This window comes from Veillonella sp. AS16, assembly GCF_000517785.1.
Lineage (GTDB): Bacteria > Bacillota > Negativicutes > Veillonellales > Veillonellaceae > Veillonella > Veillonella denticariosi.
Window position 1 is genome coordinate 606,246 of record NZ_AZYX01000007.1, and the last position, 17,002, is coordinate 623,247.

Genomic DNA, 17,002 nt, shown 5'->3' on the forward strand with positions numbered 1-17,002 from the left:
GGTTATACTTCTTCGGTCGTGTCTTCACCGATTACATCGAGTTCCTCAGTACCAACGGCTAAGGTATCACGGATGATACGATCGATTTCATCAGCAATTTGAGGATTCTCAGCCAAATATTGTTTTGCCGCTTCCTTGCCTTGACCCATGCGTTCGCCGTTATAGGAATACCATGCCCCGGATTTATTGATGATTTCCATGTTCGTACCGATATCAATAAGTGTTCCCGTCTTGGAGATGCCTTCACCGTACATCAAATCAAATTCAGCTGTTTTGAACGGAGGTGCCACTTTATTTTTAACGACCTTAACCTTTGTACGAGCCCCTACATTTTCATTATTTGCTTTGATAAGCTCGCCCTTACGCACATCTAAACGCACGGAGGAATAGAATTTCAAAGCACGACCGCCCGTTGTCGTTTCAGGATTGCCGAACATAACGCCGACCTTTTCACGCAACTGGTTAATAAAGATAACAACCGTTTTAGACTTGCTGATAATACCGGTTAACTTACGCAATGCTTTACTCATCAGACGAGCCTGCAAGCCTACATGAGCATCCCCCATCTCACCGTCGATTTCCGCTTTCGGCACTAGCGCTGCAACGGAGTCGACAACGACGATATCTACGGCACCGCTGCGAACGAGAGCCTCGGTGATTTCAAGGGCCTGTTCACCATTATCCGGTTGAGAAATCAACAAATTATTGATATCCACACCTAAATTACGCGCATATACGGGATCCATCGCATGTTCCGCATCGATGAAAGCGGCAATACCGCCCTGCTTTTGCGCCTCTGCTACGGCATGAAGCGCAACCGTTGTTTTACCGGATGATTCAGGACCGTAAATCTCAATGACACGGCCACGAGGGAATCCGCCTACGCCGACTGCGATATCAATAGCTAGGGACCCGGACGAAATCACCTCTACATTCATTCGATCCGCCGCTTCGCCAAGGCGCATAATCGCCCCTTTACCGAAATCTTTTTCAATTTGTTTTAACGCGTTATCCAACGCTGCTTGTCTGCCGTCAACAGCCATTCTATTTCCCCTTTTCTGTGATATAAATATAAGCATAATATAATGCAAGTTCTGCCGCACTCTGTCTGATATCTTCACGATTTCCGATCAAATTCGCCTTATGCGCCACCGTACCGTACGGACCGGATATGCCGAACCATACAAGACCTACAGGCTTTTCGGGACTGCCGCCACCGGGGCCTGCAATACCCGTAGTGGACACGGCATATATCGTCTGACCTACAGAGCGCGCGCCCTCAGCCATGGCCTTTGCCACTTCTTCACTGACCGCACCGTATGTCTTCAACATATCCTCAGATACGCCCAAAACACGATGCTTTACATCATTACTATAGGAGATTATCCCCCCCATATAGTATTCACTGCTACCGCTTACATTAGTTAATAGTTTACCGACTAATCCGGCGGTACAGGATTCAGCCGTACTGATTGTAGCACCTTCATCAAGCAAAGTTTTGCCTAAAGTTTCCTCCATGGATACCGATAAATTCCGACCGATACGATTACCTAACCGTTCTCGTATAATCGCATCCCACGGATTAAGTAAAAGCTGCGCCTTTTCCATTGTTTCCGCTTTTGCGGTAATGCGGACCTCGATATAGCCCTTTTTAATAAGTAGCGCAATGGTCGGATTAGATTGACTCTTGATGAGGTCCATCAAGGCCTTTTCCAAATCGATTTCTCGAATATCATATACGCCATAACGATACGATGTCACCACGCCTTGGGAACCGAAACGCCGTTCCAAATATGGAATGACACTTTCCCGGAACATTCCTTTCATCTCACCCGGCGGTCCCGGTAATAAGAAATAAGTCGTATCTCCATCCTCCACCACAACCCCGGGCGCCACGCCTACAGGATTATGAAGAACCTCGGCCCTTTCCGGCAGTTGTGCTTCGCGACGACTTGCATCGGGTACAGCACGGTTCACCCGCTTAAAAAAATCTTGTACCTCCGCCATCGCTTCCGAATTAAACACAACAGGACGACCGATGGAATCGGCCAAGACATTGCGCGTAATATCCCCCTGAGTCGGTCCCAATCCGCCCGTACTGATAACTATATCGGCGCGATGTGCGGCATTTTGAAAGACCTCCGCCATACGCTTCGGATTATCACCTACAACGGACTGATAAGCAATGGTATAGCCTAGTTTATTTAATTCTTGAGCCAACCAGGATACATTGGTGTTCACCGTATCCCCCAGCAATAACTCTGAGCCTGTAGATATAAGTTCTACAATCATCAGAAATCACCTCCACATTCGAATCTATCGAACTGTGTATCAATTAATATCTATATGAGTCTATATGAATTTATATAAACCTATATAACTCCATATTAGAATCTCTAAAGCTCTAGTTGTTTCTGTAAGTCTCCATAATTTCTATAAAGGCCCACGAGCTCCTATAAGGCCTCATAAGTCTCCATAAGTTCCTATGAATCTCTATCAAACTTAAAAGATATCATATATTCTACTAACAATAAATCTTATATACTGCTAACAATAGATATAATTACTCTACAACTGTAGCCACCACATCATAGGCAAAGCCCTGTTCCACCTGCACCTTGAGGATATCCCCGGGTTTTATTTGATCGCCGCAGTCCTCGATGTACATATTTCCATCCACATCGGGAGCCTGCGATTTCAAACGCCCCTTAGCGAGTAAGGTATTGTGTTCACCCTCTTCGATTTCCTCAATCATCGCGTAATCAACGGAACCTTCCAGATTTCGATTGTTTTCCTCTGAAATAGCCGCCTGAATGGACATGAGTGTATGATATCGTTCTTCCTTAATATCCTCCGGCACTTGATCTTCTCGAGCACCGGCCGGTGTTCCTTCTTCCTGGGAATATGTAAACACGCCCATATTATCAAACTTGATATCTTTCACAAAATCGCACAATTCTTCAAATTGCTCATCCGTTTCCCCCGGGAAACCGACGATAATGGATGTGCGCAAAGTAATATGTATCGGTGCATTTCTGATTTTCTTCAATAAGCGCTCGATATCACTGCGATCATCACGACGATTCATCTGTTTCAGGATATCATTATTCACATGTTGTAACGGAATATCTACATACTTACAAAGTTTCGGTTCATTGACAATAAGGTCCAGAAGTTCATCGGAAAAGAATGTCGGATACAGGTAAAGCATACGAATCCATTCAATACCGTCCACCATAGTCAATTCTTTCAGCAGATTCGTCAACAACGGTTTTCCATCGTTTAAATCGATGCCATAACTGGTTGTATCTTGAGCGATGAGAACGATTTCCTTAACCCCTGCGGCGGCCAGTCTTTCAACCTCGGTCTTAATAGATTGTATCGTGCGGCTACGAAAGGCGCCGCGCACCTTCGGAATAATACAGAATGTACAACCGTTGTTACAGCCTTCGGCAATTTTAACATATGCACTGTAACGCGGTGTCGTCTGTATACGAGGCATGCGTTCATCATAGATATTAGTAATATTTTCCATGATACAACTGCGATTACCATGCTCAATAGCATTAACCGCAATCATCACCTGATCCCAAGCCCCCGTACCGATGAGGGCATCAATTTCGGGGATTTCCTGAAACAGTTCGTCCTGATATTGTTGACTGAGACATCCGGCTACGATGAGGCCCTTACAGGCCCCATCCTGCTTGTATTGAGCCACTTCAAGAATCGTGTTAATAGATTCCGCCTTCGCTTTTTCGATGAAAGTACATGTATTGACAACAATCAGATCCGCTTCGCTCAAATCCTCCGTAATCGTGTATCCATTATCCTTCAACAGACCCAGCATTACCTCTGTATCCACTAAATTTTTAGCACAACCCAGGCTGACATACCCTAGCAATTTACTCATCTATATTCTTTCCACCTTTTACATTCAGATCATGTCTTACATCATTCCACACGAAATAAAAGTGACTACTATACTAACAGCAATCTCTCAATTATCCCATACTGTTTTACACTAGTTATTCCTTACGGAATCGAACCTGACTGACCCAATGATTTAATAGTAACTTTTTACCTTCCATGGTATAACCGCCATTTACAGGCCATAAAACAAGGTCATGTTCAAGAGAATCCTTCGGCTCGATGAGTTCCGGATTCGTAAACATATAAGTGAAATTATTATCCACCATAAACTTCGCAGTTTTTGTGGATAATAGCCAATTAATAAATTCAACACTGTCGTTCTTATGCTTAGAATTCTTCAGCACGGCCCCGCCTGTCACATAATAGGACGTACCGTCTACGGGATAGATAACCTTTATAGGATAGCCTTGATGTACATATTGAGTCGCATCGGAAAGATTCCCGATACCGATATTTGTTTCACCTAAAGCCGTTAATCTGATAGGTGTAGACAGGAATTTAGCATGTTGCACCACATGGGGTTTCAAACTGTATAAATACGCCAATGTTTCCGGCTCACCTTTATACTCAACCATATTGTAAAGCAGATTAGCCGCATTTTGAGACGCCACAAAGTCCGTCATAATCACGGACCAGTCACCTTGTTTCGCCAATGTATCCCAAGTGGTAATATATTTACCTATACCATTGTAAAAGCTTTCATTTTGTACAAATACGACAGGATCATACCAAAGGCCGACCCAATAACCGTTAGGATCCTTCAGATTATCTCTGACCTCATCACTATGTTCATTTACGATAGGTACATATTTCCCGTTGTTGGTACCGATAACAAGATTATCTTCAGACGTCAACACCACATCTCCGGACGTATCCGCCAATGGTGATGCTGTACGTTGCGCCATTTGTTCCTCCGTAAGAGGCAGAATCGTCACCTTAACATTTTGTTCTTCCTGATATTTTTCGGCCAACAAGCTCGTTAAACTATTAGGAAGATCCGTATATACGGTGATTTCTCCGCGAACGGGCTGTTTCGCCTGCTCCAGTTGTTCCTGATGATAATAATATCCACCATAACCTAACATGGCAATCACAAATAGGGCCAATATCCCCGGTGCAATCCATCGTTTCATATATGCCTCCCCTAAGACATAAATTATCTACTCTTTCGTTTAGCTCCTGTACGTGTATTCTGTCCGGAGCTGTTACTGTTCCGTCCGGTCGCTCTGTCGCATTTTTTTACATTAGATTTCATCTTATGATTAAAACGTCCTCCGGAATTATGTTGACCATTACGACGCTCATTATTTCGTCCAATCGGTCTAGGCGGTATTAAACATTCGGGACCGAATCCTATCAGATCGCGACGATTGGCTTCGATCAAAGCTTCCTTCACCAAATCATAGTTTTCAACATTCTTGAACTGCATTAATGCTCGTTGTTTCGCCTTATCCCGACCTTTTTTCGCCACATATACAGGTTTTCCGTCAAGAGGGTTTATTTCCGTATAATACATACACGTAGACAAACTCCCCGGTGTAGGAATAAAATCCTGCACCTGTTCCGGATACATATGGTGATCTCGTAAAAACTCGGCTAACTCAATAGCATCCTCCAGAGAGCATCCCGGATGAGAGCTCATAAAATAAGGAACTAAATACTGCTTTTTACCGAGTTTTTGATTAGCTTCTTCAAACCAGGACTTAAAGAGTAAAAACTCTTCTTTGCCGGCCTTGCCCATCATTGTCGTCACGCGTTTTGATACGTGTTCAGGGGCCACTTTCAGCTGTCCGCTCACATGAAACTCGCAAAGTTCCCGTACGAAATCCTTATTATTGTCCGCCAATACATAATCATAACGTAGTCCGGATCGGACAAATACCTTTTTAACGCCTTTCAGCTTGCGCAATTTGCGCAATAATGAAATGTAATCATCGTGATTGGTATTCAAATTTTCACAAGGTTCGGGAGCAGCACAGGTACGTCCTTTACAAGCACCGAACACGGCCTGTTTATCACATGCCAGATGTCTGAAATTTGCGGTCGGCCCACCCACATCATGAATATATCCCTTGAAGTTATCCATGTTAATAATCGTATGAGCCTCATTGATTAAGGACTCATGACTGCGATTCTGAATAATTCGCCCCTGATGATTTGTAATGGCACAGAATGAACAGCTACCAAAACAGCCGCGATGACTGACGAGACTGAACTGTACTTCACTCAACGCCGGCACGCCGCCCTTATCATCGTATTTAGGATGCCATTTACGGGTGTATGGCAGGTTATAAACACTATCCATTTGCTCCTGCGTTAACGGTAAAGCCGGTGTATTCTGAATGAGATAGCGGTCTCCATGCTTCTGCACTACCGTCTGTCCGTAAAACGGATCCTGTTCATCATATTGAATCCGGAATGCATCGGTAAAAGCCATTTTATCGGCTTTCACAGATTCAAACGAAGGACATTCTACATACTCCAGCATGGGAATATCCTTGGACATATAACAGATACCTCGAATAGATGCTAGGGATTTTTTGAACTGTCCCTTGTCAAGTGCATCGGCAAGTTCCGCAACCTGTAGTTCCCCCATGCCATACACAAGCACATCCGCCTTGGAATCTACCAGAATGGACCGGCGCACTGTATCAGACCAGTAGTCATAATGAGCAAAACGTCGCAACGATGCCTCAATACCACCGATTATAAGCGGCACATCACTAAAGGCTTCCTTCATGCGATTCGCATATACCAAGGTAGCTCTGTCAGGTCGATGGCCCGGCTCTCCTCCCGGAGAATAATCATCTTCGCGACGCACCTTCTTTGCCGCCGTGAATTTATTGAGCATCGAATCCAGATTACCTGCGGTCACAAGGGATGCCAGACGCGGCTTTCCCAGCTTTTTGAAAGCTGATACATCATTCCAGTCAGGTTGAGCTATAATGCCTACGCGATAACCTTTAGACTCCAGGTATCGGCCTATAACCGCCGGAGCAAAAGACGGATGGTCTACATATGCGTCCCCGCTGATGAGGACAAAATCCAACTCAGCCCATCCCCGTTCCTGCATTTCAGAAGGCTCTGTTACCAAAAATCTACCCATTGATTACGCAAATGCCTTTCTATTATTCCTCAACCATGTTCAGAATAAAAATAACCATAATAAAAATACAGCCATACAGAGCAGAATCACGCCTAAAATAATGCGCTCCTGTACGATAGAGCGCTGTCGTTTACGCTGACGCGTTTCCAATGACATGCGCTTTTTAGTCGTCTGGTATTCCGCATATTCACTCTGTACCAGTGTAGGCTTCGACTGTACCTTATATCTCGACACGGGACGTACAGAAAACGTATCTATATCACCAACCTGATTTTGATAGGCCGTTACCAGTCGATCACCATCTAAATCCAGATAATTCCCGTAATTTCGTATAAAACCTTTTACATAGACCCGTCCGGGAATCACATCATAATTTCCGTCTTCGATAGCCTCTAAATAGGTAGTTTTAATATGTAGCGCCTGTTCTACATCTTTAAAAGTTAAATTACGTCGCACCCGTTCCCGGCGTAATTCTTCGCCTAATTCAGCCATACTCCATCCTTTCCGAATCTATGTAGTCGATACACTTCCTAATCAAAGATCATATGAAAGCATAATTCCATTATCCATTAAAAGAACTATAAAAAGAACGATTTAAATCATTTATCACAAACAACAATCTATTCTTCCGAATGGTCATCCGAGAAATATCGAGCTTTCGCCTGTTCAGGACTCATCAATATCTCTCTTGCTTTACTGCCCATGCTAGGACCTACAATCTTAAGATCCTCCATCGTATCCACAAGTCGGGCCGCCCGCGTATATCCGATACGGAATCTACGTTGCAGCATCGATACCGATGCTTGTCCCGACTCCATAACGAGATTTACGGCGCGTTCCAATAGTTCATCGCGATATATATCCTCGCCGTCGGACGATTGATTATCGGAGTCCTTTTCCGCCTCCTGTGTCACAGTTTCATCGTATTCAGGTTCACGTTGTGCTTTCACAAATTCTACTAATTTCTCTACCTCATCATCTGAGATAAATGCCCCCTGTATACGAATCGGTTTGTTCGCACCGATCGGCGCAAAGAGCATATCCCCTTTACCGAGCAGCTTTTCAGCACCCGCCATATCAAGAATGGTACGGGAGTCAATTTGAGATCCTACGGCAAAGGAAATACGGCTCGGCACATTCGCCTTGATAGAACCGGTAATAACATTGACGGATGGACGTTGTGTGGCGAGAACCATGTGTAGCCCTGCAGCACGTGCCATCTGTGCCAAACGGCTGATAGATTCCTCTATATCATCCGGCGCCGTCATCATAAGATCCGCTAACTCGTCGATAATGATAACGACCAACGGCATGGCCGTCTTCGGATGAAGCTCATTATACCGTTTAATATCTCGTACACCGGTAGCCGCAAATGTTTTATACCGCGCTTCCATTTCTCGTACGGCCCAGCGCAATACGGCGGCCGCCTTTTTCATGTCCGTCACGACCGGTGCCATCAAATGAGGAATACCATTATATACGGACAATTCGACCATTTTAGGGTCAATGAGAATCAGTTTAACCTCTTCCGGTTTACGGCTGAAAAGAATACTGGAAATGAGCGTGTTTACACAAACGGATTTACCGGAACCCGTTGTCCCGGCCACCAGTAAGTGAGGCATTTTTGCCAAATCCGTAATGACCGGCTTACCCGCAATGTCCTTACCAAGCCCTACAGGAATACCTCCTCGGGCGTCCTTAAAGTCGCTACAGTCCAGTACGTCCCGCAAATGAACAGCCTCTGTCGTCTTATTCGGCACCTCTATACCGATAGCGGATTTACCAGGAATCGGAGCCTCCATACGGATATGTTGAGCCGCAAGATTTAAGGCGATATCATCGGTCAAATTGACGATACGACTCACCTTAACACCTTGAGCCGGTTCAATTTCATAACGTGTTACCGTCGGTCCCTGAGTGGCATTGACCACCTTAGCCGTAATGCCGAAACTGCTCAAGACGTTTTCAAGCAACATCGCATTATGAGCCACTTCATCACCGCTAGTTTGACTCCCCTTCCCTTTCGATAAGATATCAAGACTAGGGAAGTGATATGGCCGATCATAAGTACGGTGGATATGTCCCTCCTTAGACACCGCCACTTGTGCCGTATCCTCCGTAGTACTTGCGATGGACGGCACATTCAGAGTCATACCGGACATTCCTGCACCGGCACTGACCGAGCTGACTGCGGCACCTGTACCCGGTACAGCGGAAACAACATTCACCGCAGAAGATTCATCATCAAATTCTTCATCAGGTACATATTCATATTCCTCATCAGGGGTATATATATAATCATTATCGTCCGATGGATCAACAGCTTCACCATGCTGTGCATCACCGTAGGCTACCGATATATCCGCCAAGGTTTCAGCGGCGCGATTTCGCGCCTCCAATTCAGCTAATTCCTTCCATGAAGAAGGTTGACCTGATGTAGCGGACGCTATTTCATCTGTTGGTATAGCGGCTTCAAAATCATCTTCAAACGGATACTCCTCAACCTCTGACGGAGTTGTTACACCGCGTTCTTCCAGGCCGTGCAACGCCTGATCCGCGGCCGCGGAAAATCGCATATCCTTCTCCCGATTATATGCTTTTCGTTGAGCCGCATCCTTGCGTTGTTCATTCCAGTCGTCGAAGACTTCTTTCGCAACAGCCACTTTTTCAGCAGCCACTTCCTTCGCCACATCAAGGCCGACCTGTGTTTTATCTACCGCTTTTTGCAGGCCGTTGCGCAACGACAATCGCGTAACGATGAGACCGAAGCACAATAGAAGAACCGCATCCATGATGATGGCCCCCACATTGCCCAGAAGGGTACGCAAGAAGGTCGCAATAGCACCACCTACAACACCGCCTTGATCCGCTAATTGCGTGGTCAACAATTCCTGTCCCTCAGGCACGCGCCATAACGGAACAAGTGCCAATAGAAACAAGAAAAATAAGGCCATCGCAATGCCGCGCTTTGTAACGGATACAAAGGTACCGTGATACAATAGTCGCCACCCAATCCAGAGTACGCATAGACATGGTACGATACCGCCTAAACCGAAACCATATTTAAATATTCCCGTTACGATGTCCCCGACTACACCGAGTTCCGCACCGAAAAAGCCCAACAAGGAAATAACGGCAAAGGCTATCACAATTAGGCCCTTCACCTCATTGCGAACTGAAAAGCCCGCCGAGTTCTGCTTTGATGTTGTTCGCTTGCGCTGTGCAGTACGCTTTTTTCTGGTGGAAGTATTTTCTTCTGCCATAAATCTATACAAACCCCTTACTTATATAATATTACTGATGAATAAACTATCATTATATTATACCATATATCGAAGTATTTATTTAATTCCTGCGACGTTCTTCCCAGTCCTGAATCAACTCCGCTTCTTTACCGCGTTTAATGCCTTCATAATACACGGCATTTTTTAACGGTGTCGGCAAATATTGTTGCTGCACATAACCGTTAGGGTAATTATGAGCGTATTTATAAGACTGTCCATGACCGAGCTTACCGGCGCCGCTATAATGACTATCCTTTAAATGATCAGGCACTTGACCGCAATCCTTATGACGCACATCGGAAATCGCCGCATCAATTCCCATATAGGCGGAGTTACTCTTTGGCGCCAGCGCCACATAACAGGCCGCTTCAGATAAAATGATGCGAGCCTCCGGGAAGCCTACCATATGCGAAGCTTGCGCCGCTGCATTTGCAAGGACGAGCGCCTGAGGATCAGCCAGGCCGACATCCTCTGCAGCGCAGATAACGATACGGCGAGCGATAAAATTAGGATCTTCTCCGGCCTCAATCATGCGTGCTAAATAGTGTAATGTCGCCTGTACATCCGAGCCGCGCATACTTTTAATAAAGGCGGAAATCGTATCATAATGACTGTCGCCCTTCTTATCATATGTATAAATACGTCGACCGACGACCTTTTCAAGAACCTCAATGGTAATATCCCCTTCATCGGGTACCATGGCGGCGGCCTGCTCCAATATGTTAAGCGCCATCCGTCCGTCTCCGTTCACGAAAATGCCTATATCCTCCAATACCGCATCCGTTACATTGAGCCTACGTTTTCCAAGGCCTACCGTTTCATCGGTAACGGCACGTCGCAATATCTGCCGTATAGCTTGCGGAGTAAGAGCCTCCAGCGTGATAAGACGCAATCTTGATAATAATGGACGATTGACTTCAAAAAAAGGATTTTCCGTGGTGGCCCCGATAAGGATAATCGTGCCATCCTCTACACACGGTAATAATACGTCTTGTTGACTTTTATTAAAACGATGAATTTCATCGAGAAATAAAATTGTTCGCTGCTGCAATGACCTTACGCGTTTACGGGCATCCTCTATGATGTTGCGCAACTCCGCAATGCCCGCATTTGTAGCATTTAAATTGACAAAGTAACTGTGACTCACCTTCGCGATGATTCCCGCCAATGTAGTCTTACCCGTACCGCACGGTCCATAAAAAAGCATAGACGGAATCGTATCCTTTTCTACCATAGCGCGCAAAAAAGTACCCTTTCCTACCGCCTTTTCCTGACCATATAAATGATCCAATTCAGTCGGGCGCATGCGCACCGGTAACGGTTCGTACACATTCGTTTGCGGCGTATCAAATAAACTGTCCATCATATCACCTCACTTTGTCACACAGAATTTCAAATCAAAAAAAGCCCCACCATGCCGTAATGTACCGCGTTTTGATCCTGCAAGGGCAGGTGGGTGTCCTCCTCATCCTGCAGTTGTCCCGACTGGGCGTAACGTTCGGACGAGAGCTTAGACTCCCAAAGTAAATGTGTTGGCTCAAAACTGCGATATCACACGCACATGGCAGGGATATCTTATACATAAATAGTATCAGAAAGATTAGGCATTTACAAGTCTTGACATTTCAAATTCATGTAATTCTTGCCTATATTTTTACACTAATTTTTCTTCACCTAAATCTGTTTTAATATGTAATTCTTTTAATTGTTTCAATTCCACTTCGGACGGTGCCTGACTCATGATATCGCTCGCACTTTGTGTCTTAGGGAATGCAATTACGTCGCGAATGGATTGACGTTTAGCCATCAACATTACCAAGCGGTCGAGACCGAATGCACATCCCGCATGAGGCGGTGCACCGTATTGGAATGCGTCAAGCATGAAACCGAATTTGGATTTCGCTTCCTCTGAGGACAAACCGATAGCGGCAAATACTTTTTCCTGTACATCGGATTGATAAATACGTAAGGAACCGCCACCGATTTCGACGCCGTTCAATACCATATCATATGCGATAGCTTTCACGCTGCCCGGATCGGACTGTAATTTATCAAGGTCTTCATGGCGAGGCATCGTGAACGGATGGTGCATTGCAACGTAACGTTTTTCATCTTCATTATATTCGAACATAGGGAAATCCGTCACCCATGTGAAAGCCAGTTTATCTTCGTCAATCATGTTCATGCGACGAGCCATTTCAAGGCGTAATTCACCCAATGCACGAGCTACCGTGGCAGGTTTATCGGCGATCATCAATACGAGGTCGCCACCCTTAGCGCCCATTTTCTCACCGATGCTGCGAATCGTATCTTCACCTAGGAATTTCATGATCTGAGATTTGATGGAACCGTCTTCGTTAAAACATGCCCATGCAAGGCCTTTAGCGCCATAACGATTTACATATTCAACAAGATCGTCAAGTTCACGGCGAGGAATCCCCGCATCACCAGGCACGACGATACCTTTTACGATACCACCGTTATCGATTACGGAGCGGAATACTTTAAACTCGGTATCTTTCACCAATTCGGTAACATCCGTAAAAGCCATATCAAAGCGAAGGTCCGGCTTATCGGAACCGTATTTATCCATCGCTTCATCCCACGTAATACGAGGCATAGGCAAGGAGATTTCTTTACCTAACGCCGTTTTAAATACATGAGCGATCATCTCTTCGAGCAATGCATAAATATCTTCTTCATCAACAAAGGACATTTCCAAGTCCAGCTGAGTAAACTCAGGTTGACGGTCCGCACGCAAATCTTCATCGCGGAAGCAGCGAACGATTTGGAAATATTTTTCATACCCCGCCACCATCAGGATTTGTTTAAAAATCTGTGGGGACTGAGGCAAAGCATAGAATGTACCTGCATTTACACGGGACGGCACGAGATAATCACGAGCCCCCTCCGGTGTGGACTTGGTAAGCATCGGTGTTTCAATTTCCAAGAAATCACGACTGTCGAAGAAATCACGCATCGCCTTTGTCACCTTATGACGCAAAATCAGATTGCGTTGCATTTCAGGACGGCGCAAGTCGAGATAACGGTATTTCAAACGGATATTTTCATCCACGTCGATATCATCTTGAATATAGAAAGGAGGCGTTTTAGAGGAATTCAACACGCGCAACTCCTCGCAGAACATTTCGTATGCCCCCGTCGGAAGGTTCGGATTTACCGCATCCGCATCGCGTTTTGTGATTTTACCGCGCACACATAACACATATTCATTGCGAACATCCTCCGCTTTGTGGAACGATTCCACATTATGATCAGGAGATGCGACTACTTGTACTACACCGGAACGATCGCGTAAATCCAAGAAAATCAATCCGCCGTGGTCACGACGACGTTCCACCCAACCACATAATACGACCTCTTTACCTACCTCCGCTTCGGAAATAGTGCCACAACCGTGTGTACGGTGTAAGCCTTGCATTGTTTCCATTCTAATTGTCATCCTTTCACCAAAGAAGTTATACGTTCAGAAACTGTATCGAGCGGCACAGTTTCCTGTTCACTTGTATCCATGAATCGGATAATGGCCTCCCCACGCGCCAATTCATCATCACCCAATATAATAACATATTTCGCATTAATTTTGTTAGCGTATTTTAATTGAGCCTTCATGCTCTTGCCCTGTCCGTCCATCTCAACCGTCACATATTTATCGTGCAGTTCCTGACAAATTTTGAAAGCCTCCACCTTCGCCGCATCGCCGAGAGCCACAACGAATACGGACGGTTCCAATTCAGGCTCCGGTAATAAGTTCTGCTTTTCAAGGGCCAGCAGCAATCGTTCCATCCCCATCGCAAACCCGATAGCCGGTGTGTGAGGACCGTCAAGTTCCTCCACGAGTCCGTCGTAACGACCACCGCCGGCAACGGCACTCTGAGCCCCAAGTGGCGTATACTGCACCTCAAAAGCGGTTTTCGTATAGTAATCAAGGCCGCGTACCAGGCGTGGATTCAATGTATACTGCACATCGGCGGCACTCAGATACGTCTTCAGTTCCTCAAAATGATCATGACATTCAGCACATAAGTGCTCATGAATTTCCGGAGCTCCTACGGACAGAGCTTTGCAGGTTTCATTTTTACAATCCAAGATGCGCAACGGATTTTTATATAGACGATCCTGACAGTCGCTGCATAATTGATCTTTCTTCGGTTCAAAGAAAGCTATTAATTTCTCACGATACGCAGGTCGACAGTTAGGGCAGCCTACGGAGTTAACCTCTACATTCAGGTCTTTAAGACCGAAATCTTTCAATAACTGAACAACCATACAGATAACTTCGCTGTCCACCACAGGCGATTGAGAACCCAGTACCTCCGCACCGAACTGGTGGAACTGGCGATACCGGCCTGCTTGCGGTTTATCATGGCGGAACATGGGTCCCATATAGTACCACTTCGTCAGGCCCTCTTTTCCGTACACCTTATTTTCCAAGTATGCGCGTACAGCGGATGCCGTATTTTCAGGTCGCAGCGTAAAGCTGGAGCCGCCGTCATCACCGGTGGTAAAGGTATACATTTCCTTTTGCACCACGTCCGTCGTTTCCCCGATGCCGCGCAAGAATAATTTCGTATCTTCAAAGGCAGGTGTGCGGATTTCATTGAACCCGTACACTTTACAAATATCGCGCATACGTTGTTCAATATAGTGCCAGTTCTTCATCTGCTCCGGCAAGAAATCTTGTGTACCTCTCGGTTTCTTAATAGCCATTACACAACCTCCCAAAATTTTTCACAAATCTTATGACGTTTTTCCAATAACGCATCAATGGTGTCGCAGTACGCATCCACATTCTTCGGCATATGCTGCTTCAACTGTCGATACGCCGGGGCCCGCATCCACTTGGACGAGCTGCCCGGTCCGATGGATAAAATACACTGTCGCTCCTCCATGATTTGAATATTATACCTGCAGGCCTTACCCGGTAATGTATAGCCGATATTTTCCAACTGTCCCCTCATATATTGCTGGCGATATAGATAATACGGAACATATCCGGCCGCTTCGAGACGCTCCTTACCGTATTGCACCATTTCAGCCACTACATCCTCATGAGGAATCCGGTCTTGCATATTCAAATCATATAAAGGACTGCCACGCTTTAATGCTAATGTATGAATTGTAACATTTTCCGGCAAATTTTGACATACATAATCCATATTCTCCATCATATGCTCCATCCTCTGGCCCGGCAAACCGGCGATAAAATCCATATTGACCGCAAATGGTGTATGTACTTTCACATATTGCAGCAAATCATCGATATCCTGAGTCGTATGCCCGCGCCCGATATATCGCAAGATATCATCCTGCATGGTCTGCGGATTAATGCTGATTCGATTTACACCGGCAGAGAGCATGGTCTTTAATTTTTCCGGCGTTACCGAATCGGGACGCCCCGCCTCAACGGTAAACTCATGACCGTCCGGAACGAGGATTGTCAATTGCCGTAACACATGGTGAAAGTCTTCATTTCCCAGTACCGTCGGCGTACCGCCGCCCATATACAGAGAATCCACGGTAAGTCCGTACTCGTCAACAATCGATTTCATATCCTTCATATCAAGATGCAATGCGCGCAAAAAAGCAGACTTATCCCTGTATTCCTGATAGATGCCAAAGGGGAACGAACAGTATACACAGCGGGTATCACAAAAGGGAATACCGCAGTACACACTTACCGTTTTATCGTCGGCAGATTCTAAAAAGGGACGTTGATAAGCACCGATAGCCGCCAGTGTTTTGAGCTTTTCCATAGACACAGAAAACTCGTCCCTGATGTGACGAGTCGCTGTGTGAATGGATTTATATGTATCTATATATTTATGCAAAAGCTTGGTAGGTCGTACACCTACCATGGTACCCCACGGTGCTTCCACAGGCAAACCTTGGTATTCACGTAGAAAACGAAGCAGGGCTTGACCGATATGACGACGTCCCATCGATGTAAGAGGACCTTCAAAGGACTCGATACGGTCATCGATAGAAACAGTCAACACATATCGTTGACCATCCTCGCGACCTTCAAGTCGCACGTCCGGATTGTCTCTGTTCGAAAAAAGACCGGCCGCACCACAGTTGTGGGCTACCACGGAGCCTAATGGCAAAGGCCCCGTATATAGATATCCGTTAAGCATGATGAGTCATACGGTCAAGCTTTTCAAGTTCCGCCTCAGTCATATGAGCCTGACAATCACTGCAGTATCCGTAAACCTTCAATTGATGGTCAATGGTGCGGAAATTCAATTTCTTTGCGATGATGGATTCCAATGTTTCGAGCATATCATCTTCAAACTCGGATACCTTGCCGCATTTTACACAAATCAAATGATGGTGGAAATGCGCAAATTCTTCGTCGTTCAATTCATAACGGTTGCGACCGTCGCCGAAATCGAGGCGTTTTAACAAGTCGAGTTCCGTAAAGAGATCCAACGTTCTGTAAATTGTAGCCAGTCCGATGTCAGGTGCCACTTCTTTGACCAATACATACACGTCCTCTGCGCTCAAATGATTTTCTTCAGCATCGATAAAAGCTTGTAAAATCGTCTGACGTTGTGTCGTCAATTTGTACTTTTTGTCTTTGATGCGTTCTTTTAATTTTTCTAATGTCGTGTTCATTCTAATTACCCCTTTTACTCATTAAAAATCAGAATACAATTCA

12 protein-coding genes and 1 other RNA gene are annotated in these 17,002 nt (G+C 45.4%); all 13 read right to left on the minus strand.

Going from position 1 to position 17,002, the window contains the following annotated elements; all coding sequences use genetic code 11:
* Nucleotides 1-2: 2 nt before the first annotated feature.
* Nucleotides 3-1,043, minus strand: coding sequence for a recombinase RecA (recA, locus tag HMPREF1521_RS03000; protein WP_038115621.1), 1,041 nt, complete (start codon nt 1,041-1,043; stop codon nt 3-5).
* Nucleotide 1,044: 1 nt separating this feature from the next.
* Entirely contained in the window at nt 1,045-2,292 is a 1,248-nt protein-coding gene (locus HMPREF1521_RS03005; RefSeq protein ID WP_038115624.1) for a competence/damage-inducible protein A, read from the minus strand.
* Between the two features lie 271 nt (nt 2,293-2,563).
* Entirely contained in the window at nt 2,564-3,910 is a 1,347-nt protein-coding gene (gene rimO / locus HMPREF1521_RS03010; protein ID WP_038115625.1) for a 30S ribosomal protein S12 methylthiotransferase RimO, read from the minus strand.
* A gap of 115 nt (nt 3,911-4,025) precedes the next feature.
* A complete protein-coding gene (locus tag HMPREF1521_RS03015; RefSeq protein WP_038115626.1) occupies nt 4,026-5,063 on the minus strand; it encodes an ABC transporter substrate-binding protein in 1,038 nt (345 codons plus the stop codon).
* 23 nt (nt 5,064-5,086) lie between these two features.
* Nucleotides 5,087-7,036, minus strand: a complete 1,950-nt coding sequence (locus HMPREF1521_RS03020) for a YgiQ family radical SAM protein (protein ID WP_038115630.1) — start codon at nt 7,034-7,036, stop codon at nt 5,087-5,089.
* A gap of 39 nt (nt 7,037-7,075) precedes the next feature.
* The gene (locus tag HMPREF1521_RS03025) at nt 7,076-7,528 is read right to left on the minus strand and encodes a RodZ family helix-turn-helix domain-containing protein (protein WP_038115631.1); all 453 of its coding nucleotides are present in this window, start codon (nt 7,526-7,528) and stop codon (nt 7,076-7,078) included.
* Between the two features lie 128 nt (nt 7,529-7,656).
* A complete protein-coding gene (locus HMPREF1521_RS03030) occupies nt 7,657-10,299 on the minus strand; it encodes a DNA translocase FtsK (RefSeq protein WP_038115632.1) in 2,643 nt (880 codons plus the stop codon).
* 82 nt (nt 10,300-10,381) lie between these two features.
* Nucleotides 10,382-11,683 (minus strand): replication-associated recombination protein A, encoded by a 1,302-nt coding sequence (locus HMPREF1521_RS03035; protein WP_038116047.1) that lies wholly within the window; start codon nt 11,681-11,683, stop codon nt 10,382-10,384.
* A gap of 39 nt (nt 11,684-11,722) precedes the next feature.
* A non-coding RNA gene (ssrS, locus tag HMPREF1521_RS08870) (6S RNA) lies at nt 11,723-11,894 on the minus strand.
* A gap of 80 nt (nt 11,895-11,974) precedes the next feature.
* The gene (aspS, locus tag HMPREF1521_RS03040) at nt 11,975-13,771 is read right to left on the minus strand and encodes an aspartate--tRNA ligase (RefSeq protein ID WP_038115635.1); all 1,797 of its coding nucleotides are present in this window, start codon (nt 13,769-13,771) and stop codon (nt 11,975-11,977) included.
* 8 nt (nt 13,772-13,779) lie between these two features.
* Entirely contained in the window at nt 13,780-15,051 is a 1,272-nt protein-coding gene (gene hisS, locus HMPREF1521_RS03045; protein ID WP_038115637.1) for a histidine--tRNA ligase, read from the minus strand.
* Nucleotides 15,051-16,478, minus strand: a complete 1,428-nt coding sequence (gene hemZ, locus HMPREF1521_RS03050) for a coproporphyrinogen dehydrogenase HemZ (protein ID WP_038115638.1) — start codon at nt 16,476-16,478, stop codon at nt 15,051-15,053. Before hemZ ends, hisS begins: the two co-directional genes overlap by 1 nt.
* Nucleotides 16,471-16,959, minus strand: a complete 489-nt coding sequence (locus tag HMPREF1521_RS03055; RefSeq protein WP_038115640.1) for a Fur family transcriptional regulator — start codon at nt 16,957-16,959, stop codon at nt 16,471-16,473. The genes hemZ and HMPREF1521_RS03055 overlap by 8 nt, the downstream gene beginning before the upstream one ends.
* Nucleotides 16,960-17,002 lie beyond the last annotated feature (43 nt).

Coding starts and splice junctions, on each gene's coding strand:
- recA (WP_038115621.1), bottom strand. CDS start 1,043: ATGGCTGTTGACGGCAGACAAGCAGCGTTGGATAACGCGTTAAAACAA.
- HMPREF1521_RS03005 (WP_038115624.1), bottom strand. CDS start 2,292: ATGATTGTAGAACTTATATCTACAGGCTCAGAGTTATTGCTGGGGGAT.
- rimO (WP_038115625.1), bottom strand. CDS start 3,910: ATGAGTAAATTGCTAGGGTATGTCAGCCTGGGTTGTGCTAAAAATTTA.
- HMPREF1521_RS03015 (WP_038115626.1), bottom strand. CDS start 5,063: ATGAAACGATGGATTGCACCGGGGATATTGGCCCTATTTGTGATTGCC.
- HMPREF1521_RS03020 (WP_038115630.1), bottom strand. CDS start 7,036: ATGGGTAGATTTTTGGTAACAGAGCCTTCTGAAATGCAGGAACGGGGA.
- HMPREF1521_RS03025 (WP_038115631.1), bottom strand. CDS start 7,528: ATGGCTGAATTAGGCGAAGAATTACGCCGGGAACGGGTGCGACGTAAT.
- HMPREF1521_RS03030 (WP_038115632.1), bottom strand. CDS start 10,299: ATGGCAGAAGAAAATACTTCCACCAGAAAAAAGCGTACTGCACAGCGC.
- HMPREF1521_RS03035 (WP_038116047.1), bottom strand. CDS start 11,683: ATGGACAGTTTATTTGATACGCCGCAAACGAATGTGTACGAACCGTTA.
- aspS (WP_038115635.1), bottom strand. CDS start 13,771: ATGGAAACAATGCAAGGCTTACACCGTACACACGGTTGTGGCACTATT.
- hisS (WP_038115637.1), bottom strand. CDS start 15,051: ATGGCTATTAAGAAACCGAGAGGTACACAAGATTTCTTGCCGGAGCAG.
- hemZ (WP_038115638.1), bottom strand. CDS start 16,478: ATGCTTAACGGATATCTATATACGGGGCCTTTGCCATTAGGCTCCGTG.
- HMPREF1521_RS03055 (WP_038115640.1), bottom strand. CDS start 16,959: ATGAACACGACATTAGAAAAATTAAAAGAACGCATCAAAGACAAAAAG.